The sequence below is a fragment of the Kaistia geumhonensis genome (assembly GCF_030815145.1).
GTDB lineage: Bacteria > Pseudomonadota > Alphaproteobacteria > Rhizobiales > Kaistiaceae > Kaistia > Kaistia geumhonensis.
In genome coordinates this window covers 3,522,747-3,541,438 of sequence record NZ_JAUSWJ010000001.1, presented here as the reverse complement: position 1 = coordinate 3,541,438, position 18,692 = coordinate 3,522,747, and the positions used below count along the sequence as shown (strand labels likewise).

General features: G+C 69.3%; 17 protein-coding genes. 11 read left to right on the top strand and 6 right to left on the bottom strand.

What is annotated here, in order from left to right:
• Positions 1-41: 41 nt before the first annotated feature.
• The 3 genes from QO015_RS16730 to QO015_RS16720 form a co-directional block, all read right to left on the bottom strand.
• Positions 42-848, bottom strand: coding sequence for an alpha/beta hydrolase family protein (locus QO015_RS16730; RefSeq protein WP_266282869.1), 807 nt, complete (start codon positions 846-848; stop codon positions 42-44).
• A gap of 93 nt (positions 849-941) precedes the next feature.
• A complete protein-coding gene (locus QO015_RS16725; RefSeq protein WP_266282870.1) occupies positions 942-1,775 on the bottom strand; it encodes an IolE/MocC family protein in 834 nt (277 codons plus the stop codon).
• A 16-nt stretch (positions 1,776-1,791) separates the two neighbouring features.
• On the bottom strand, positions 1,792-3,045 hold the full coding sequence (locus QO015_RS16720; RefSeq protein ID WP_266282871.1) for a cation:proton antiporter: 1,254 nt from the start codon (positions 3,043-3,045) through the stop codon (positions 1,792-1,794).
• Between the two features lie 78 nt (positions 3,046-3,123).
• On the opposite strand from QO015_RS16720, the gene gnd reads away from it, so the two are divergent.
• The 4 genes from gnd to QO015_RS16700 all read left to right on the top strand — a co-directional run bounded on the left by gnd (position 3,124) and on the right by QO015_RS16700 (position 6,872).
• On the top strand, positions 3,124-4,176 hold the full coding sequence (gnd, locus tag QO015_RS16715) for a phosphogluconate dehydrogenase (NAD(+)-dependent, decarboxylating) (protein WP_266282872.1): 1,053 nt from the start codon (positions 3,124-3,126) through the stop codon (positions 4,174-4,176).
• Between the two features lie 152 nt (positions 4,177-4,328).
• A complete protein-coding gene (locus QO015_RS16710; protein WP_266282873.1) occupies positions 4,329-5,504 on the top strand; it encodes an enolase C-terminal domain-like protein in 1,176 nt (391 codons plus the stop codon).
• A 5-nt stretch (positions 5,505-5,509) separates the two neighbouring features.
• Positions 5,510-6,286, top strand: a complete 777-nt coding sequence (locus tag QO015_RS16705; RefSeq protein ID WP_266282875.1) for an SDR family oxidoreductase — start codon at positions 5,510-5,512, stop codon at positions 6,284-6,286.
• Between the two features lie 322 nt (positions 6,287-6,608).
• A complete protein-coding gene (locus QO015_RS16700) occupies positions 6,609-6,872 on the top strand; it encodes a DUF2171 domain-containing protein (RefSeq protein WP_266282876.1) in 264 nt (87 codons plus the stop codon).
• 84 nt (positions 6,873-6,956) lie between these two features.
• On the opposite strand, the gene QO015_RS16695 is transcribed toward QO015_RS16700, so the two are convergent.
• The 3 genes from QO015_RS16695 to ade form a co-directional block, all read right to left on the bottom strand.
• A complete protein-coding gene (locus QO015_RS16695) occupies positions 6,957-7,991 on the bottom strand; it encodes an ADP-ribosylglycohydrolase family protein (protein ID WP_266282878.1) in 1,035 nt (344 codons plus the stop codon).
• A gap of 23 nt (positions 7,992-8,014) precedes the next feature.
• Positions 8,015-8,914, bottom strand: a complete 900-nt coding sequence (locus tag QO015_RS16690) for a carbohydrate kinase family protein (RefSeq protein ID WP_266282879.1) — start codon at positions 8,912-8,914, stop codon at positions 8,015-8,017.
• Between the two features lie 147 nt (positions 8,915-9,061).
• The gene (ade, locus tag QO015_RS16685; RefSeq protein ID WP_266282880.1) at positions 9,062-10,774 is read right to left on the bottom strand and encodes an adenine deaminase; all 1,713 of its coding nucleotides are present in this window, start codon (positions 10,772-10,774) and stop codon (positions 9,062-9,064) included.
• Between the two features lie 203 nt (positions 10,775-10,977).
• Here ade and QO015_RS16680 point away from each other — a divergent pair, with 203 nt between their 5' ends.
• The 7 genes from QO015_RS16680 to QO015_RS16650 are packed head-to-tail and all read left to right on the top strand — an operon-like array spanning position 10,978 to position 18,684.
• A complete protein-coding gene (locus QO015_RS16680; RefSeq protein ID WP_266282881.1) occupies positions 10,978-11,661 on the top strand; it encodes an isochorismatase family protein in 684 nt (227 codons plus the stop codon).
• Positions 11,661-13,778, top strand: coding sequence for a hydantoinase/oxoprolinase family protein (locus QO015_RS16675; RefSeq protein WP_266282883.1), 2,118 nt, complete (start codon positions 11,661-11,663; stop codon positions 13,776-13,778). Before QO015_RS16680 ends, QO015_RS16675 begins: the two co-directional genes overlap by 1 nt.
• Positions 13,775-15,535, top strand: a complete 1,761-nt coding sequence (locus QO015_RS16670; RefSeq protein WP_266282885.1) for a hydantoinase B/oxoprolinase family protein — start codon at positions 13,775-13,777, stop codon at positions 15,533-15,535. The genes QO015_RS16675 and QO015_RS16670 overlap by 4 nt, the downstream gene beginning before the upstream one ends.
• Positions 15,532-16,128, top strand: coding sequence for an amino acid synthesis family protein (locus QO015_RS16665; RefSeq protein WP_266282887.1), 597 nt, complete (start codon positions 15,532-15,534; stop codon positions 16,126-16,128). The genes QO015_RS16670 and QO015_RS16665 overlap by 4 nt, the downstream gene beginning before the upstream one ends.
• Positions 16,128-16,826: a GntR family transcriptional regulator gene (locus QO015_RS16660; protein WP_266282889.1), complete on the top strand. Its 699-nt coding sequence runs from the start codon at positions 16,128-16,130 to the stop codon at positions 16,824-16,826. The genes QO015_RS16665 and QO015_RS16660 overlap by 1 nt, the downstream gene beginning before the upstream one ends.
• Positions 16,823-17,824, top strand: coding sequence for an NAD-dependent epimerase/dehydratase family protein (locus QO015_RS16655; protein WP_266282891.1), 1,002 nt, complete (start codon positions 16,823-16,825; stop codon positions 17,822-17,824). Before QO015_RS16660 ends, QO015_RS16655 begins: the two co-directional genes overlap by 4 nt.
• A complete protein-coding gene (locus QO015_RS16650; RefSeq protein WP_266282893.1) occupies positions 17,821-18,684 on the top strand; it encodes an alpha/beta hydrolase in 864 nt (287 codons plus the stop codon). The genes QO015_RS16655 and QO015_RS16650 overlap by 4 nt, the downstream gene beginning before the upstream one ends.
• Positions 18,685-18,692 lie beyond the last annotated feature (8 nt).

The window sequence follows — 18,692 nt, the reverse complement described above, 5'->3', positions numbered from 1 at the left end:
TGGCAACGGCAGCGCGGCCGGCCTCCTCCGCCGCCCGCCCGTCATCCCTTCCGCCCCTTTCCGGCGCCTTTCCGGGCGCCCGGCTTCACGATCGGCATGGTCGCGTCGAAGATCTGCTTCAGCACGACCGGATGCTCGTCCATCGTGAAATGGTTGACTCCGGGGCGGTTCAGCTCGGGATTGGCGCGGATGTCGTCGTTGTCGACGCCGCTTCCGGTCGCGGCGAGCTTCGCGCCGAAGCCGTCGCCGGGCAGATAGATGTTGAGGTAGCGCTTGACCACCGGGCTGATAGGCCGCGACGAGGTCGGGTCGACGGTGACGACGAGATCGACCGGGATGCCCTGCTTGCCGAGCTCGTAGCCCGCCAGCAGCGCGGCATTGGCACCGAGCGAATGGCCGATGATGACGACCGGCGCATGCTGGCCGGGATGCAGCGCCTGCTCGGCCGCGATCTCCGAAACGACGCCCGGCCAGCGGGTATGGCCGATGATCTTCGTCTTGACGCCCGCCGCCTTCAGCTGGTCGTTGAGGCGGTCCATGCCGAGCGAGAAGATGCCGAGGAAGCCGCGCATCAGATAGACGCTGGCGGCCTTGGTCGGCTGCACGACGGGCTGCGATTTCCTTCCGGCCGACTTTCTCGGCTTCGCCTGCCTGGCCTTCGTCCTGGCCGGATCGGTCGAGGCCGAAGCCGTCGTGACGAGGGCCTGCGCGGAATTGGCCGATGCGGTGCCCGACCGTGTCGCCGCCGACGCGGTCTGCTGCTCCAGGGCCTCGCCGTCCGCAACCGGGAGAAGCACCAGCGAGGCGCCGAGCAGAATGAGGGCGGCAAGCCGCGCGATGGTCACCACTGTAGCGTTCCCTCCTCCGCGACCGTGATTCGGCTCACGATAGCGAAGGCCGCCGCAAGGACCAAGCGCGGCCTTTTCGAGCCCCGCAGCGCCTCAGCCGCCGCTCTTCGCAAAGACTGCCCTGATCTCGTCGCGCAGGATCAGCGCGTCGCCCCAGCGGTCGGACAGGTCGCGTCCGTCCGGACCGGAGATCGCATAGGGTTGGGGCCCAAGTTCGCAGACGAAGGAAAGTTCCGCGTCTGCCGCGGAGCGGCGCCGCCAGCTTCGGATGCCGTAGTCCCACCAGGCGAGGAAGAGATCGAGCCATTTCCGGTGATGGGGGAACGACACCTCGACCTGAACCTGCTCGCGGCTCGCCACGCGGCCGTGCAGCGCCCAGGAATTGTCGAGCACGCGGTGGATATAGGCGTGGTTCTCGTCGTCGACCGGATCGGCGAATTCGCGCCCGACGAGGAAATGCGACAGGTCGGCGAGCAGCGGCAGCTCGGGGAAGCGGTCGAGGAGATCGAGGACGAAATAGAGATCGGTGGTCATCCGGTCGCGATGCGTCTCGATATAGACCGGGAAGTCGACCTCCTCGGCGAGGCGCAGCCAGCCCTCGATCAGCGGCACGCATTCGGCGATGGTGCGCGGGCGGACATCGGGCTGGATGTCGAGATGGTGCAGGCCCGTCTCGGTGGCGATCTCGAGCACGCTCTTGAGATCGTCGACCGTCCTGGGGAAGCACTGGCCCTCGGCGACCATGCCATGCGGCTTCAGCATGGCGGCGATCCGCTTCGAGCGCTCGCGGTCGCGCCAGTCGGTCGAGACGCCGCCATAGCCGGCCTCGATGATGATCTCGACATTCTTCTCGAGCGTCCGCTCCATTCCGTCCGGCTGCCGGCGCTCCATCGCCCAGAGCGACTGCATCACGATCAGCTTCTGCATGGCGGTCCCCTCCCGTTCAGTGTTTGCCGCCATAAAGCAGCCTCGCGACCCAGCCTGTCGAGAGCCCCTGCACGATCACGCTGAAGATCACCACGGCGTAGCAGATGGCGGTGAGGATCTCGTGATAGGCGCTCGGCGGCAGCGCGAGCGCCAGCGCGATCGAGATGCCGCCGCGCAGGCCCGTCCAGGTGAGGATCGAGACGGCCGCGGCCGCGTCGCGCGGTTGACGGCGGCCGAGCGAGAGCGGCACCGCGACGCTGACGAGGCGGGCGGCGAGCGCCAGCGGGATCGCCGCCAGCACCGGCCAGAACCCGGCGGCGCCGAGCGGAATCTGCAGCACCTCGAAGCCCATCAGCATGAAGAGCAGCGTGTTGATGATCTCGTCGATCATCGACCAGAAATCCTTGATCCGCCGCCGCCAGGGGGCCGCCTCGTCGCCGGCGGCGCGGAACTGCGTCAGCACCAGGCCCGATACGACGACCGCGATCGGTCCGGACAGCTCCAGCCAGACGGCGATGCGATAGGTCGCGAGGACCAGCGCCAGCGACAGCGTGACCACGAGATGCTCGGCGCGCACGCGCTGCATCGCCTTCAGCGCGAGCCAGCCGGTGGCGAGGCCGAGCAGCGCGCCGCCGCCGCCGGCATAGAGCATCGTGCCGACGAGGCGGCCATGGCCGACGACCGAGTCGGCGCCGGTGGCGGTCGCGAGCGCGGCGAAATAGAGCACGACGGCGGCGCCATCGTTGAACAGGCTCTCGCCGGTGATGATGTCGCGGATTTCCTGGGGAAGGTTGACCCGCTCCAGCAACTGCTCGACCACCACCGCGTCGGTCGGCGCCAGGATCGCGCCGAGCACGAGGCACCAGCCGAGCGGCACCTGGACGCCCGCGAACGCAAGGGCGGCGTGGATGCCGAAGGCGAAGATCACCATCGCCAGGACGACGCCGAGTGTCGCCAGCAGGAAGATCGGCCGGGCGCGACGCTTGAGGCCGGTGACGTCGGTGCCGAGGCTCGTCGCGAACAGGAGCAGCGCCAGCACGCCGTCGAGCAGCACGGCGGAGAGGTCGGAATCGGCCAGCCTCGCCTCGGTGCGCGCCGCGAGATGAACGCCGGGCACGAGGGCCGAGAAGAGAATGAGCCCGAGCGAGACGGCCAGCGCGCCGATCAGGAGCGCGATCGGGCGCGGGATGCGGATGAAGCGCTCGTTGAGGAGGCCGATCACCGTCGCGAGGACGAAGAGCATCGAACCGTAGTCGAAGCTCGACAGCATTCCGAATCCCCCTGCCAAAACCCGTGTCGGAAAGGCTCTAGGGAAGGGCGAGCGGTTTGAAAAGCGTCATATCCGGTAATGAATTCTAGTCTAGTGCTGGTACGATCACGGCCAGGGCCGCGCCGGCGGCGCCACCATGTGAGGAAACGGACTATGCAGCTTGGGATCATCGGACTTGGCCGGATGGGCGGCAACATCGCGCGGCGGCTGATGAAGGACGGCCATACCACCGTCGTCTACGACCGTAGCGCCGATGCGGTGAGCGCCCTTGCGGCCGATGGCGCGACGGGCGCGTCCGGGCTCGAGGATCTCGTCGCCAAGCTCGAGAAGCCGGCGGCCGTCTGGGTCATGCTTCCGGCCGGCGCGCCGACGGAGGACACGATCACCGCCCTCGCCGGCATCCTGAAGCCGGGCGACACGATCATCGACGGCGGCAATACCTTCTACAAGGACGACATCCGCCGCGCGAAGACACTGGAGCCCAAGGGCCTCAACTATATCGATGTCGGCACGTCGGGCGGCGTCTGGGGCCTCGAGCGCGGCTACTGCATGATGATCGGCGGCGACGCGGCCGAGGTGCAGCGCCTCGACCCGATCTTCCGCACGCTCGCCCCCGGCCTCGGCACGATCGACCGCACCGCCGGCCGCAACAAGGCCGACGACCGCGCCGAGCACGGCTATATCCATGCCGGCCCGGCCGGCGCCGGCCATTTCGTCAAGATGGTCCACAACGGCATCGAATACGGCATCATGCAGGCCTATGCCGAAGGCTTCGACGTCCTGAAGATGAAGGGCTCGGACCACCTGCCGCCGGAGCAGCGCTACACGCTCGACATGGCCGACATCGCCGAGGTCTGGCGCCGCGGCAGCGTGATCTCGTCCTGGCTGCTCGACCTGACCGCGCTGGCGCTCGCCAACGACGCCGAGCTGTCGAAATATTCGGGCTCCGTGGCCGACAGCGGCGAGGGCCGCTGGACGGTCGAGGCCGCCGTCGAGGAGGCCGTGCCGATCCCGGTGCTCGCCACCGCGCTCTTCGCCCGCTTCCGCTCGCGCGAGGAGCACACCTATGCCGACCGCATGCTCTCGGCGATGCGCTTCGGTTTCGGCGGTCATGTCGAAATCCCGCAATAGGCGGCGATCCTGACGACCGGATCGGGCGCCTGCGGGCGCCCGGTTCATTTTCGGCGCGGGTGTCGCCGCCCTGCGCTGGCTCCCCTCCTCCGGCCGCGCTAATCCTTGGCTCAACCGGCCCTCGAAGCGCCGGGCATCCGGGTGGAGAGCCGATGAAGATCACCGCGATCACGACGCATGTCGTCAACGCCGAACTGCGCAACTGGCTGTTCGTGCGCGTCGAGACGGACGAGGCCGGCCTTTATGGCTGGGGCGAGGCGACGCTGGAATGGAAATCGCGCGCGGTCGAGGGCGCCATCGCCGATCTCGCGCCGATCCTGATCGGCCATGACCCGCGCGACATCGAGAACGCAGCCCGCGCGGTCAGGAAGCACGGCTTCTGGCAGCCGCTCGGCGTCATCGGCATGACGGCGCTGTCGGGCATCGAGATGGCGCTGTGGGATATTCTCGGCAAGTCGCTCGGCGTGCCGGTCTGGCGCCTGCTCGGCGGCAAGGTGCGCGACCGCGTGCCCGTCTACACCCATCTCGGCCTCGGCGAGATGAACGCCGTCTACAACACCATGGACGCGTCCTCGCTGGTCGAGCGCGGCCTCGCCGTCAAGGAAAAGGGCTACCGGGCGATGAAGGTCGTCAACGTGCCCTATACGCACTACACCGCGACGCCGCGCGCGCTCGCCGATTTCGAGGCCAGCATGGGCGCGCTGCGCGAGGCGGTCGGCCCCGAGATCGAGCTGATGGTCGATTTCCACGGCCGCTGCGCCTCGGCCGGCGCCGCGCTGGCCTTCCTCAAGGTGCTGGAGCCGTTCGGCGTCATGTTCGCCGAGGAGCCGATCCCGCCCGGCGACGTCGCCTCGATGAAGGCGATCGCCATGGCCTCGCGCGTGCCGATCGCCCATGGCGAGCGGCTGACCAGCGCGCAGGACTTCGCGCCCTATATCGAAGCCCGCGCTATGACGGTCGCGCAGCCCGATCTCTGCCATTGCGGCGGCTTCAGCGAGGCCCGCCGCATCGCAGCCCTCGCGGAGGTGGCCGGCATCGGCCTCGCGCCCCACAATCCGCTCGGCCCGATCGCCGGCGTCGCGGCGCTGCATTTCGACATCGCGACGCCCAATGTCGTCATCCAGGAAGAGATGACCGGCGCGGTTCCGTGGTATTTCGAGGTCGTCGAGGGCCCGATCCGCCGCGTCGACGGCTACTGGCAACTGCCCGAGGCGCCCGGCCTCGGCGTCGAGGTCGATCTCGCGGTGGCCGCGCGTCATCCCTTCAGGCAGGAGCCGTTCCCGACCCGCGCGGCAGCCCTCCCCGACGGCACGATCGTGGACTGGTGACAAGCATGACCGGACGGCTTCAGGACAAGGTCGCCATCGTCACCGGCGCCGGACGCGGCATCGGCGCCGCCATCGCCCACGCCTTCGCACGGGAAGGCGCCCGGGTCGTCGTCGCCGAGAAGGACCCGGCGACGGGTCCGGCCACCGCGGCGGCGATCACCGCGGCCGGCGGCGCCGCCGAGTTCCTCGCGACCGACGTGACCGGCGCCGGGAGCGTCGAGGCGACGGCGGAGGCGGTGGTGGCCCGCCACGGCCGCATCGACATCCTCGTCAACAATGCCGGCATCAATGTCTTCCACAAGCCGCACGAGACGACGGAGGCCGAATGGCGCCGCTGCTTCGATGTCGATCTCGACGGCGTGTGGCGGATGTCGAAGGCGGTGCTGCCGGCGATGCGGGCCGCGAAGGCCGGCGCGATCGTCAACATCGCCTCCTCGCATTCCTTCACGATCATTCCCGGCTGCTTCCCCTATCCGGTGGCGAAGCACGGGCTGCTCGGCCTGACGCGGGCGCTTGGCATCGACTATGCCGCCGAGGGCATCCGCGTGAACGCCATTGCGCCCGGCTACATCGAGACCGATCTCGCCCTCGACTACTGGAACACCTTCCCAGACCCCGAGGCGGAGCGGCGTCGCGTCTTCGACATGCACCCGCCGAAGCGCATCGGTCGGCCCGAGGAAGTGGCGATGACCGCGCTGTTCCTCGCCTCGGACGAGGCGCCGTTCATCAACGCGGCCTGCATCGTCATCGATGGCGGCCGCTCGGTGCTCTATCACGACTAGAGCCTTTCCTGGCTTGCTGGAAGCGCTCTGCCGGTCTGATCCGGGCCAAGGTCGAGGGCTTTGGCGAAGGCCGTACCCGGGGTACGGCCGAGACGAAGACCGAAGGATTTGGCCCGGAGCAGGCCGGCCCTTCGGGTTTCCCGCTGGCGGGCGCCCGCCGTGTCGGCTGCCTTGTCCGATGCGAAGGCATCGGGCTGCGGCACCCTCCTTGCGGATCGCGCGCGCCAGCGGAGAAACAGAGCGCTTCCATCAAACCAGGAAAGGCTCTTGCGCATCCTTCCGGGCGGCACGGCGTTGGTCCTGCATCAACAGGAGACGCGCCATGTCCATCACATCGGAAATCCGCGAACATGCCGAAATCATCGGCGCCGACGGCGTCCATATCGGGACCGTCGACAAGATCGAGGGCGACCGCATCAAGCTGGTGAAGAAGGATAGCGGCGAGGGCCACCATCGCGGCCATCACCATTTCATCCCGCTCGGCCTCGTCGCCGACGTCGAGAACGGCACCGTCCGCCTCTCGGCCAATGCCGACGTCGCCGTGACGCTCGAAGAAGAAGAGACCGGCAACACGGTCACCGGCTGAGCGGCGGGATGGCGCTCGATCATGATCGAGCGCGAGACGACGACGGCCGGAGCCTTTCCGGAGAATCGGAAAGGCTCCTTCGCCTCAGCCCCGGGCGACCGCGGCGAGGCCGGCGGCGATCTCGCCGAGATTGACGCCGTTGACGAGCTCCAGCGTCGCCATCATGTCGCCCGGCGCGTTCAGCGTCGGCGACCAGGCGGCGACGATGGCCCCTGCGATGAGGGCGACCGTATCGCTGTCGGCGCCCTCGTTCGCGGCGGCGACGATGGCGCCGAACGGATCCTCGCCGACTGCGACCGCGAGACCGATCGCCGTCGGAACGGCCTCGGCCATCGGCAGACCGGCACCGATTACCGCGCCCAGTTCCGTCATCGCACCTTCCGCGTCGCCGCGATAGCGCTCGCCGATCGCCGCCGCGAGTTCGATCCGCTTCAGGACGCTCGGTCCGGCCGCGAGGCGACCGCGCGTTTCCGCGAGCTTCAGGCCCGCTTCGGCGCCGGCCATCGCCACATCCGCCACTGAAACGCCGCGCACGCCCGTGAGCCCCATCGCCACGGCCGCCGCCACGGCGCCCGCGCCGGCATAGGCGATCTGCGTGTTGTGGGTCGGCGCCGACAGCGTCGCCGCCACGTCGACGGCGCCCTCTATGTCGCCCGGCCGCACGCAGCCCGCCACCGGCGCGCGCATGGCCGCGCCATTGGTGGTCCCCATCGCGACCGAATAGCGCGGCGGCGTCGCGACGAGGCGCGGGTCCTCGCCGGCGCGCATGCGGTCGATGGCGGCCTGCGTCGAGGGACCGGCGAACTTGCCGAAGCCGCGCGGATCGTCGGCCCAGGCGATCAGTGCCCGCGCCGCGTCCTCGATGGTCGGATCGCCATTCGCCTCGATGATGATCCGCGCCATCGCCAGCATCTGCGTCGCGTCGTCGGTAAGCGAGCCCGGCGCGGCGCCGTTCGAGAAGGGCGCGAGCGGCGGTGCCGGCACGAAGCTGGTGATGCGGCCGCCGAAGACCTTGCGGATCTCCTCCGGATGCATCGCCTCGGGCGGGGCGCCCAGCGCGTCGCCGAGACAGGCGGCGGCGATCACGCGTTCGATGCGGTCGGCGAGGGTGTCGGTCATGGGGACTCCTGATGAAAGCGGGGTCAAAGGCCGAGGCGGGCGGGATCGACCCTGCCATGGGCGAGGAAATCGGCGGCAACGCGCGTGGCGAGGCCGGCTGCGGCGAAGAGATCATGGCCATGCGACAGGCCGAAGGCGAGGCCGGCGAGGAAGGTGTCGCCGGCGCCGGTGGTGTTGACCGCCTTCACCTTGACCGCCGGCACATGCCGCGCCTCCTTTCCGTCGAAGGCGAGCACGCCCTCTGCGCCGAGCGTGACGCAGGCGCGGCCCTCGGCGCCGGCGACGCGCCGCGCGAAACGTTCGGCGCGGGCGAGCAGCGGCCCCTCGAGGCCCTCGCGCTTCGACCAGGCGTCGAGCGTCGGCTGGTTGGTGCAGGTGATGTCGGCGGCGGCGGTGACGGCGAAGGCGGCGTCCCAGCCGAAGATGCCGATGCCGGTCGCCTCCATGTCGATGATCGTCGTCGCGCCGGCCGCGCGGGCGCGGCCGAAGACGCGGACGATCTGCTCGGGATGGAAGAAGTTCGCCGTGACGATGTCGCCCGCCTCGGGCGCGAGGCCCTCGCCGAGCGTCTCGACCAGTTCCCTGGCGATCGGCGCCAGCACGATCGCCTTCTCGCCGGTGCGGTCGACGAGGATCGCGCAATTGGCCGTCGCGATGCCCGGCAGCCGCGCGATGTCGACGGAAAGCCCCGGCACGGCCGAGAGCTCGGCGATCAGCCCGGCCCCGGCGAGATCGTCGCCCACCGAGCCGACATAGGTCACGGGCGCCCGAAGCGCCGCCAGCGCCCGCGCGACGAACACGCCCTGCCCGCCCGCGCCCTCGTGAAAGCCGGTCGCGAAAATCTTCTCGTCATGGCCCGGCAGATGATCGAGCTCGAAGACGCGGTCGAGATCGACGGTGGAAAGGCAATAGATGCGGCTCATGGAAATTGTCTCACAGACCCGGGGGGCCGTCATGGCCGGGCTTGTCCCGGCCATCCACGACTTGCTCTCGACGAGACAGGACGACGTGGATGCCCGGGCCAAGCCCACGCATGACGGCTGAAACGGTATTGCCTTCCGAAAGGACCGTCATTCCTCGATCAGCCGGAACGCGTCGACGTCGAACATGCCGCGGTCGGTGATCTTCAGATGCGGAATGACGGGCAGCGGCAGGAAGGCGATCTGCAGGAACGGCTCGGGCAGCGTGCAGCCGAGGCCATAGGCCGCCTCGCGCAGGTGATGCAGCTTGTCGCGCACCGCGTCGAAGGAGAGGTCCGACATCAGCCCGGCGATCGGAAGCGCCAGTTCGGCGACGACCGCGCCGTCCACCCCCACGACGAAGCCGCCGCCCGTCTCGCGCAGCCGGTTGACGGCCACCGCCATGTCGGCATCCGAGGCGCCGATGACAGTGATGTTGTGGCTGTCATGGCCGACCGAGGAGGCGATGGCGCCGCGCTTCAGCCCGAAGCCGGTGACGAAGCCGCGCCCGATATTGCCGTTCTTGCCGTGCCGCTCGACCACGGCCACCTTGACGATGTCGCGGCCGAGGTCGGGCTTGCTCTCGCCGTTCTCGACCGGCAGCACCGCCTTCTCGTGGCTGGTGATGATGAGCCCGGCCTTCACGCCGATGACCGAGGTCTCCTGGTTGCCGCGCCGTCCCGAGACGGCGAAGGACGCGGCGGTGACCTCCGGCGCCTTGACCGAGCCGAAGCCGACCGGCGGGACGCTGTCGCGCGCGGCGAACAGCGCGTCCGTGACCGGCCGTCCGGCGGCGATCACCTCAGAGACGCGGCACTCGCCGAGATCGTCGAGAAGGACGATGTCGGCCCGCCAGCCGGGCGCGACGAGGCCGCGATCGCGCAGCCCGAAGATGCGCGCCGCCGACCAGCTCGCCGCGCGATAGACGTGATGCAGCGGCCGGCCGCGGGCGACGAGCATGCGGATCAGCGCATCGAGATGGCCTTCCTCGGCGATGTCGAGCGGGTTGCGGTCGTCGGTGCAGAGCGCCATGAAGCTCGAGGAATTCTCGTCCAGCACCTCGGCGAGCGCCGCGAGATCCTTCGAGACCGAGCCCTCGCGGATGAGCACCGCCATGCCCTTGGCGAGCTTCTCGCGCGCCTCGGCGGCGCTGGTCGCCTCGTGATCGGTGCGGATGCCGGCCGCGAGATAGCCGTTCAGCGCCATGCCGCGCAGAAGCGGCGCATGGCCGTCGATATGCCGGCCCTGGAAGGCCGCGAGCTTCGCCAGCACGCCCGGATCGGTCGCGAGCACGCCGGGAAAATTCATCATCTCGGCGAGGCCGATCACCTTCGGATGGTCGGCGAAGGGCAACAGATCGTCGATCGATAGCGCAGCGCCCGCCGTCTCGAAGGCGGTTGCCGGGACGCAGGACGAGAGGTTGACGCGGAGGTCCATCACCGTCCGCTCGGCCGCGTCGAGGAAATAGCGGATGCCCGCGCCGCCGAGCACATTGGCGATCTCGTGCGGATCGCAGATCGCCGTCGTCACGCCATGCGGCAACACGCAGCGGTCGAACTCGAACGGCGTCACCAGCGACGATTCGACATGGAGATGCGTGTCGATAAAGCCCGGCACCGCGTAGCGGCCGGCCCCGTCGATGACGTGCTCGCCCTCGTAGCGGCCATGCGTGCCGACGATGCGGTCGGCGACGATCGCGATGTCGGTCGTCTCGACCGCGCCGGTGACGAGATCGAGCAGCGCCACGTCGCGGATCACGAGGTCGGCAGGCTCCGCGCCCTGCCCCGCGCGGATCATCCGCTTCAGCCCGTCAGCATCCGTCATCCCGGTCCTTGCCACCCCGAAGTCCTTCGCCGCCCCGAAGACCCTTGCCACCCGTCCGCCGCGCCGGCCTTTGCGAGCGCCGGCGCGGAAGCCCGACCGTAGCCGAGCCGGCGCATCTGTCCAGTGCCGCGCGCCATCCGACAACCGCATTGACTTTGTCATACAATCTGACAATGCTTACCGAACGAGCACGAGGAAAATCCATGCAGCAGGACTTCGAGCAGGCCCTCCGGACGGCGTTCAAGGAATATGCGGCCTTCTACAAGGGACGCGGCTTCATGCGGCGCCTCGGCTATGGCAAGCGTCCGGCGATCGTGAATGTCGATCTCGCCAAGGCCTGGACGACGAAGGGCAGCGCCTTCGCCTGCGACGGCATGGAGACGATCATTCCGGCGACGCAGCGGCTCATCGCAGCCGGCCGCGCGCTCGGCCTGCCGATCGTGTTCACCACCTGCGCCTACGAGATCGTGGACGGCCCCTTCGCCGACACCGGCCTCTGGGGCAAGAAGATCCCGCTGGAACATCTGAAGGCCGGCAGCCCGCTCTGCGAGATCGACGACCGCCTCGAGCGGCGGGCCGACGAACTCCTCGTCGTCAAGAAGCGGGCGAGCGCCTTCCAGGGCACCGATCTCGCCGGCTACCTCACCTCGCTCGGCGTCGACACCGTGATCCTGACCGGCGTCACCTTGTCGTCCTGCGTGCGCCTCTCCTGCGAGGACGCGCTGTGGAACGGCTTCCGCCCGATCGTCGTGCGCGAATGCGTCGGCGACCGCATCGCCGGGGCGGTGGAATGGAACCTCTTCGACATCGACGCCAAGTTCGGCGATGTCGAGCCGCTCGAAGGCGTCCTCGCCTATCTCGATAGCCTCTCGCCGGAGGCGCGCTGATGGCCTCGATCGGCGTCGACGTCGGCGGCACCTTCACCGACCTCGTTCTCGAGCGCGACGACGACGGCCCCGGCGGCCGCCGCGTCTTCGTCCACAAGGTCCCCTCGACCCCGGCCGACCAGTCGGTGGGCGTCGTCGACGGCATCCTCGCGATCTGCCGCATCGCCGGCCTCGATCCGAAGGCGGTCCGCCGCGTCGTGCACGGCACGACGGTCGCGACCAACATCACGATCGAGAAGAACGGCGCCGAAGTCGGCATGCTGACGACGAAGGGCTTCCGCGACCTGCTGCACATCGCGCGCCACAAGCGTCCGCACAATTTTTCGCTGCATTTCGACGTGCCCTGGCAGTCCGATCCGCTGGTGAAGCGGCGCAACCGCATGCCGATCACCGAGCGGATCATGCCGCCGGACGGCCGCGTCGAGACGCCGATCGACCTCGACGAGGTGCGCGCCGCCGTGCGCGAGATGAAGGCGCGCGGCGTCGAGGCGGTGATCGTCTGCTTCCTGTTCTCGTTCCTCAACGACGCGCATGAGAAGGCGGCGCTCGCCATCGTCCGCGAGGAGATGCCGGAGGCCTTCGCCTCGGCCTCTTCCGAGGTGGCGAACGTCATCCGCGAGTTCGAGCGCTTCTCGACCACGGCGATGAACGCCTATGTCGGCCCGCGCACCGCCCGCTATCTGCGCAATCTCGAGACGCGCCTGCGCGACGAGGGCATGGATGCGGAGCTGCGCATCATGCAGTCGAATGGCGGCATCGGAACCGTCGCCACCTGCTCCGAGCGTCCGGTCACCATCCTCATGTCCGGCCCGGCCGGCGGCGTCATCGGCGGCCGCTGGGCCGGCGCGATGTCCGGCGTCGGCGACGTCATCACCATCGACATCGGCGGCACCTCGGCTGATATCGGCGTCATCGCCGATGGCGCCATCCGCATCATGAACCCGCGCGACACGGTCGTCGGCCAGCATCCGGTGCTTGCGCCGATGCTCGATCTCGACACGATCGGCGCCGGCGGGGGCTCCATCGCCTTCCGCGACGAAGGCGGCGCGTTCCGCGTCGGCCCGCGCTCGGCCGGCGCCATGCCGGGTCCGGCCTGCTACGGCAAGGGCGGCACCGAGCCCACCGTCACCGACGCCCATGTCGTGCTCGGCCGGCTCGATCCCGAGCGCTTCCTCGGCGGCGACATGGCGATCGATCCCTCGCTCGCCGAGAGGGCGGTGCGTGAAAAGATCGCCGAGCCCTTCGGCATGACGCTGGAAGAAGCCGCGCTCGGCATCGTCACCATCGTCAACGCCAATATGGCGCTCGCCATCCGCTCCAATTCGGTGGCGCGCGGCTTCGACCCGCGCCGCTTCTCGCTGATGCCGTTCGGCGGCGCCGGCCCGCTGCATGGCGTGGCGCTGGCCGAAGCCGTCGCGGCGCGCGACGTCATCGTGCCGCCGGCGCCGGGCATCACCGCCGCCATGGGCCTGCTCGCGACAAAGCTCGCCTACGAGTTCACGCGCTCGACGCCGACCCTCGTCAGCGGTCCGGCGATGGGCGATTTCGGCGCCGCCAACGCGACGCTCGCCGATCTCACGGCGCTCGCAGCCGAGCGGCTCGCCGCAGACGGCGTCGCGCCCGAGGCGATGATCTTCGAGCGCGTCGCCGAATGCCGCTATCAGGGCCAGGGCTTCGAGCTGCGCACCCCGCTTCCCGATGGTCCCGTGACGGCCGAGAGTGCCGGGGCGATCGTCGCGGCCTTCCACGGCGTGCACGAGCGCGACTACGGCTATCGCTTCGACGATACGCAGGTCGAGATCGTGACGCTCCGGGTGATCGGCTCCGCCGAGGTGCCGCCACTCACCTGGCCGGGCCTCGCCGATGCCGCCTCGCCCGATCCGGCGGAGGCGCTTCTCTATGTCCGGCCGACGACCTTCGACGATCGCCAGCGTCTCGACACGCCCCGCTACGACCGCGACCGCCTGAAGGCTGGCCATGTCGTGCCCGGCCCGGCGATCATCCTGCAGCACAACTCGACGACTCTGGTGCCGCCCGGCTTCACCGCGCGCATCGAGAAGGCCGGCAATATCCGCATCGCCCGCAACCAGCAGCCTTCCGCCGAGGTGGCGTCATGAGCATCGATCCCGTCACGCTTCAGGTCATCGGCGGCGCGCTGCACACCATCGCCCGCGAAATGGCCTATGTCCTCTACCGGATGTCCTTCTCCTCGATCATCCGCGAGAGCGAGGATCTCGGCGCCGGTCTCTTCGACCGCTCCTTCGCGACGCTGTGCGAGAGCGACAACACCCCGCTGCATATCGGCTCGATCCCCGGCTATCTGCGCGGCATCGAGGCGTCGATGACGACGCCCTGGCGCGAGGGCGACGTCGTCATCCACAACCATCCCTATTTCGGCGCGAGCCATTCGCCCGACATCGCGGTGGTGGTGCCGGTCTTCTTCGAGGGCCGCCATATCGGCTTCGCCGCCAACACCGCCCATCACGTCGATATCGGCTCGGCGACGCCCGGCCTCATCGTCGACATCCAGGACATCTTCGGCGAGGGCATGCTGCTCAAGGCCGTGAAGCTCTACGAGGGCGGCGTCCGCAACGAGACGGTCTGGAATTATCTCGCCAACAATTCCCGCGTCGGCCGCCAGCTTCAGGACGATCTCGGCGCGCAGATCGCCTCGGCGCAGCTCGGCGCCCGCCGCTTCCAGGAGCTCTACGCCACCTATGGCGCCGAGACCGTCGAGGCCGCCTCGGCCGAGCTCATGGCCTATACCGAGCGGATGCTCCGCAAGCGCATCGCCGAGATTCCGGACGGCGACTATGTCGCCGAAAGCTGGCTCGACGACGATGGCCGCAATCGCGGCGTGCGCCTGCCGATCCGCGTCTGCGTGCGCATCCGCGGCGACGAGGCCGAGGTCGACCTGACCGGTTCCTCGCCGCAGGTGCCGACCGCCTTCAACGTGCCCTTCGAGGGCTCGACCAAGGTCGCCTGCTACGTCGCCTTCCGCTCGCTGCTGCTCGACACCTTCACGGCCAGCGTCCCGATCCCCGCCAACGAGGGCTCGTTCCGGCCGATCAAGGTGACGGCGCCGAAGGGCACGATCTTCAATCCGATCTTCCCGACCGCCGCCTCGGCGCGGTTCTCGCAGTGCAACCGCATGATCGACTGCATCATCCGCGCGCTCTCGCCCGTGCTGCCCGAGGCCGCCATCGCCGGCTCCTCGGCCTCGCTGTCTTTCGTCGCCTATTCGGGTCTCAGGAAGACCAGCGGCGACTACTGGGTGTTCATCGAGGTCAACGAGGGCGCCTATGGCGGCCGCCCGCGCTCGGACGGGCCGGATTCGATCGACAATCTGATGGCCAATACCCGCAACAACCCGATCGAGGATCTCGGCATGCATCTGCCGATGATCTGCGACCGCTACGAGCTGCGCGACGATGTCGAATGCGGCGCCGGCCGGTTCCGCGGCGGCATCGGCGTCGTCAAGCATCAGCGCCTGCTCGAAGGCGGCTGGCTGACCCACGAGGCCGAGCGCCACACCGACAAGCCCTGGGGCCTTTTCGGCGGCCATGACGGGGCCGAGGGCCGCGTCGACATCTTCAATCATGCCGATCCGGCCGGGACCACCGAGCCGCAGCATGCCAAGATCTCCGGCGTCGTGATGAAGCCGGGCGATACCATGGCCTTCTATTCGCCCTGCGGCGGCGGCTTCGGCGATCCCCTCGACCGGCCGGTGTCGACGGTGCTCGACGACGTGCTCGACGGCTTCTGCACGATCGCCTATGCCCGCAGCGCCTATGGTGTCGTCATCGACGACGCGATGCGCATCGACCACGAGGCGACGGAGGCGCTGCGCGCCGGAATGGCGGCGGCACGATGACCCTTTCCTCTCTCCCCGGCCTTTCCCTGCGCCGCCAGTTCGTCTTCGCCGAAACGACCTTCTCCGAGATGGGCCGGCCCGGCGAGCCGCCGCTGCGCAAGGTCGCGGTCGTGGCCGTGATCGCCAATCCCTATGCCGGCCGCTTCGAGGCCGATCTCGGCGCCTTCGTGGCGGCGAGCGCGGCGCTCGGCGAGGCCATGGCGGCGGAGGCCGTCGCGGCCATGGCGCCCTACACGGTCGAAAGCTACGGCAAGGGCGCCGTCATCGGCCTTGCCGGCGAGCAGGACCACGGCATCGCGCTGATCACGACGCCTTTCGGCGACGCGCTGCGCCGCGGCGTCGGCGGCGGCCGCGCCTGGATCTCGTCCTTCTCCAAGCGCGCCGCTCCCGGCGCCACGATCGACGTGCCGCTCGCCCACAAGGACGCTCTCTATGTCCGCTCGCACTATGACGGCGTGACCGTGCATCTTGCCGACGCGCCGCTGCCGGACGAGGTGGCGATCATCGCCGCCTTCGCCAATCGCGGCCGCCTCAACCATCGCCTCGGCGGCCTCGACGCGGACGCCATCCGCGGCGAGGACGGGCTCACCTGATGACGGCCGGCCTTTCTTTGCTCTCCGTGCGCCAGCAGGTCTCGGCCGCCATCCGCGCCGCGATCTTCGACGGCGAGCTGAAGCCCGGCGCGCGGCTCACCGAGCGGCAGATCTGCGAGCGGGCCGGCGTCTCGCGCACCATCGCCCGCGAGGTGATCCGCGAACTGGAGGCCGAGCGCCTCGTCGAGAGCAATCGCCGCCACGGCTTCGTCGTCGCCGCCATGAGCCTCAAGGAGGTCGCCGATCTCTACGAGGTCCGCATCCTGCTCGAGGCGCGGGCCTGCGCGCTCTGCGCCGCCGCGATGACAGAGGAGCTCGCACGCCGGCTCGACGCCGCCATGGAGGCGATCGAGTCCGCCGCGATGTCGGGCGACCGCGAGGCGCAGCGCCGCACAAACACCGCCTTCTACGAGGCGATCTTCGAGGCTGCGGATAACGTTGTTCTCGGCCAGATCCTGCATGCGCTGCATGGCCGCGTGTCCTATCTTCGCTCGCTCTCGATGTCGCAGGGCGGGCGGCCGCTTCAGAGCCTCGGCGAACTGAAGGCGATCCTCGCCGCGCTGAAGGCCGGCGACGGCGCGGAGGCGTCCCGTCTCAGCACGCTGCATATCGAGGCCGCGCGGGCCGTGGCGCTGAAGGCGCTCGGCGAGGAAGCCGCGCGAAATACCAAACCCGCGCTGGAGGCGCCGCGACCATGAGCATCCTTGTCACCGGCGCGAGCGGGTTTCTCGGCCTCAACATCCTCGAGCAACTCCTCGCCGAGGGCGAAAGCGTCGTCGCGGTGGCGGACAAGCCGCTGCCGCTCCTCGCGACCAGCGTCTTCTCGGAATTGCCGGGCCGGCTCACCGAGGCGGTCTGCGATGTCCGCCAGGAAGACCCGATCCGCCGCCTCATCGCCGGCGAGCAGGTGACGCATGTGCTGCATGCGGCGGCGATCACCTCCAATGTCGCGCGCGAGCGGACGGAGAGCGGGCGCGTCGTCTCGGTCAATCTCGGCGGCCTCGCCGCGGTCGCCGCCGCCAGCGCGGCCGAGGGCGTCGAGCGCTTCGTCTTCGTCTCGTCCAACGCCATCTTCGGCGGCGCGACGCCCGATTACGTCATGCTGGACGAGGACTATCCGAAGGACCCCGGCAATCTCTACGCCCTCACCAAATGGCAGGGCGAGATGATCCTCGACAAGATCGGCGCCGCGACCGGGCTCGACTGGGTCGCCGGCCGCCTCGCCGGCGTGTTCGGCCCCTGGGAGCACCGCACCGGCATCCGCGACACGATGAACCCGGTCTTCCAGGCGAACGGCCTCGCCTTCGCCGGCCGGCCCGCCTGGCTCCCGCGGCCCGGCCACAGCAACTGGCATTTCTCGCGCGATGCCGCCGCCTCGCTGATCACGCTGCTGCGCGCGCCGGCCCATCGCCACGCGGTCTACAATCTCGGCACGCCCTATCTCTGGTCGATCGGCGACTGGTGCGAGCGGCTGGCCGCGCTCTTCCCCGATTTCTCGATTGCGATCGGCGGCGATCCGGGCGAGGCGACCGAGATCAATCTCTATGGCGATCATGACGGCGGCGTTCTCTCCTGGGAGCGCTTCACCGAGGAGTTCGGGCCGACCGGCCTCTACGATCTCGACGCCGCCTTCGCGCATCTCATGGAATGGCAGGCGCGGCACCAGCGCTTCGGCTTCGAGGAGGGCGGCGCATGACGGCGATCTATCGCGGCTACGACCAGGAAGGCCTCGACAAGCAGTATGAGCGGCTCGTCGCCGACGACGCCTTCGAGACCTTCGACCGCTGGCGGGCGCGCAGCGACGAGACAGCCGCCCGCAGGCCGGCCCGCCTCGACATCGCCTATGGACCGTCCGGGACGGAAAAGCTCGACATCTTCCCCGCCGCCGATCCCGCCGCGCCGATCCTCGTCTATATCCATGGCGGCTACTGGATCTGGAAGGACAAGGCGGATTTCCGCTTCGTCGCCGAGGGCGTCGTCGATGCCGGCGTCACGCTGGTCGTCATCAACTATGCGCTGACGCCGGACCATGACATGGACGAGATCACCCGCCAGGTCCGCGCCGCCCTCGCCTTCACATGGAAGAACGCCGGCGGCCTCGTCCCCGGCGATCGGAACCGCATCTTCGCCGCCGGCCATTCGGCGGGCGGTCATCTGACCGCCGTCGTCACCACGACGGACTGGCCCGCCTTCGACCCGGAGCTGCCGCCCGCGATCCTCGCCGGCGGCGTCGCCGTCTCGGGCATCTACGATCTCGAGCCGATCCGCCTCTCCTATCTCAACGAGACGGTCGGCCTCGACGCGGCCATGGCCGGGCGCAACAGCCCGCTCCATGCCGTCCATGCCGGCATGCCGCCGCTCACCCTCGTCGTCGGCGGCGACGAATCCGACGAGTTCAAGCGCCAGCAGGCGAGCTTCGCCGCCGCCGCCACAGCGCTCGGCAACACCGTCGAAACCCTCGAAGTTCCGGCCCATCACCACTTCGCGGTGATCGAGACCATCGCCGACAGGGGCAGCCCCCTCAACGCCGCGGTGCTGAAACGCCTCGGCGTCTGAGGGGCTGC